This is a genomic window from Vibrio sp. 1151_11 (assembly GCF_029478525.1).
Lineage (GTDB): Bacteria > Pseudomonadota > Gammaproteobacteria > Enterobacterales > Vibrionaceae > Vibrio > Vibrio anguillarum.
On sequence record NZ_SHMN01000075.1, the window covers coordinates 1 to 2,079 of the forward strand.

At 39.8% G+C, this 2,079-nt stretch carries 3 protein-coding genes; 2 read left to right on the forward strand and 1 reads right to left on the reverse strand.

The genetic code is table 11. The features are described 5' to 3' along the window. The first annotated feature begins 143 nt into the window (after positions 1 to 143). Together EXZ60_RS18785 and EXZ60_RS18790 are read left to right on the forward strand one after the other, a co-directional pair. Positions 144 to 524, forward strand: a complete 381-nt coding sequence (locus EXZ60_RS18785) for an energy transducer TonB (RefSeq protein WP_277436148.1) — start codon at positions 144 to 146, stop codon at positions 522 to 524. A gap of 160 nt (positions 525 to 684) precedes the next feature. Beyond that, positions 685 to 1,092 carry a hypothetical protein gene (locus EXZ60_RS18790; RefSeq protein WP_277436149.1) on the forward strand — a complete coding sequence of 136 codons (408 nt, stop codon included), beginning with the start codon at positions 685 to 687 and terminating at the stop codon, positions 1,090 to 1,092. A gap of 137 nt (positions 1,093 to 1,229) precedes the next feature. Here EXZ60_RS18790 and EXZ60_RS18800 read toward each other — a convergent pair whose 3' ends face one another. Continuing rightward, positions 1,230 to 1,427 (reverse strand): hypothetical protein, encoded by a 198-nt coding sequence (locus tag EXZ60_RS18800; RefSeq protein WP_277436150.1) that lies wholly within the window; start codon positions 1,425 to 1,427, stop codon positions 1,230 to 1,232. Between the last annotated feature and the right edge of the window lie 652 nt (positions 1,428 to 2,079).

Sequence of the window (2,079 nt, forward strand, 5' to 3'; positions counted from 1 at the left end):
ATTCACATAACAAGCAATTCAAGTGGATTCTCAACGCGTGGCAGTTTTACTATGCGTCAGGTAAAGTGTTTTACGGTGCAATGCAGTGGCTTGGTTAGTGCGTTGTTCACCACTTAATTGGGCGTTATGTGAATGGAGGTACAATGCGATTATTTCATTTAACTTTAGCTTGGTTGTTATTGGGTGTATCACTTAATGCAATTGCCCAGTCTAAGGTTGTAAACGAAGTCGAGAGTGAAGCACCCAGTCAAATATCTATTTGGGCGCAACACGTACATGACGCCATTCAAAACAACTTGGTGCTTGAAGATGATTTCAAAGGGCAACAAGTCAGATATCAAGTAAGTATCGATATATTGGGTAATGTTACTAAAACTAAAATATTGAGCAGTACAGGGAATGCTCAGTTAGAAAAGAATGTTAAAGTGGCGATTTTGTTGGCGGCTCCTTTTGACTTGTCGTTTATAGGTGAAGATGAATTTGTTCAAATCCAAACGTTCAACATCACGATTGCCCCTGAATAATTCACATAACAAAGCATTTAAGAGGGATTCACAACGCTTGGCAGTTTTGGTTTGAATCAGCTTTAGTGTTTACGGCACAATGGTTCAGGTCGGGTGGTTTTCGTTGTTCACCCCTTAATGCGGCGTTAAATTACAACAATAAACATCAGTGAGGTAAAAGGTGGCATTGTTAATATTATTCTCGTTAGTTTTACTTTGGGGACTTCTTGGATGGCTAAGCGATGATTTTGTATTGTTTGGGCTTGTCGCTCCGATTTTGGTTTTGATCGTATCGACACTGTATGGTTCGTACATGTGGCTTAAAACTGGATCCTGGGGAAGTTTTGATGTTTTAACTGTATTCTGCGCAATCAAAAAAGAGTGTTTTGATCTTTATAGTTTTAGCTCATATGTCGGTTTTGCAAAACTTAACAATTGGTACTTGAGTACAAACGTAGCGTGGACAGCCGCTTTAGTCCCAATGTTTGGCAATATATTTTGTACAATTGTTCTTGATAATATTGAGCCTCTGCAACGACTAAAAAAATACCTTATTACTGCAATAGCCCGACAGAACACCATTAGTTAATGGTACTAAAAATGGCTTTGAGCATGTAATTTAACAAACTGTTTAAGAGTGATTCGCAACGCGTGGCATTTTTACTATGCGTTGGTTTAGGTGTTTAAGGTGGTATGCGGCGGCATCGGTATTGCATTGCTCACACCTTAACAGGGCGTTAGGCAAGGTGAGTTTTTATCAGCTAAAACGAGTCGAAATTTAACGGTAAATTCCATGTTCTCATGGCTGAACTTAAGCAAATGAATAATCATCACATATTTGTTGTTTCTTGATCGCGTTGGGTTGTTTATCGCTGTAAATTCAGCGGCAAAATAACCTTCAGCATCCAAACGTCCGCCGAGCATGCTACGCTCGCCACTTTTCTTCCAAATCGCTCAATTTGAGTTTTTTGTTTCTTTGCTGAGTTGGCATTTTGGTTTATAAATGAATCGGTTAGCTAGTTTTAAGTTTACAAAAAAGCTTGTTCTTTGGTTTTTAAAGTGTCGTTGTCAATCGGTTGGCCTAACAAACGGCTCAAGAGGGATTGTCAACGCGTGGCGGCTTTAGTACAAAATTGAAGTTCAGTGTTTACGGTGTGTTTTTTGAGTTCGGCGGTGCGTTGTCAACCCCTTAGCCGGGCGTTAGGTTTACGAAGAGAAAAGCGTAATTGTTGGGGAAAAGATTTGGGGATTTCTCTAGCCATTCGTTTACGGATGTCAGCAAATCGGCTTGGTCTGTCCCAATAATCACGTTTCTTTCGCTTTTTCTCATGCCAATGTTCGTGGGTTGCTTCATTGGAAAATGGCGTAGGTTGGTTGAATGTTCCACTGGCGCAAAGGCGCTTTGGTTTTCTCAATCAAATCAGCAGAATACTTGTTTTAAGTTGATCGCATTTGGCTGTCAATTTGAGTAAAAGGTTTGGGTTTTGTTTATCGTAATGCGTTAAATTAGTGGTTCTTTGCCAAGTTAATGAATGCGAAACAGTAACACCTAACAAAAAATTCAAGCCTGACTACC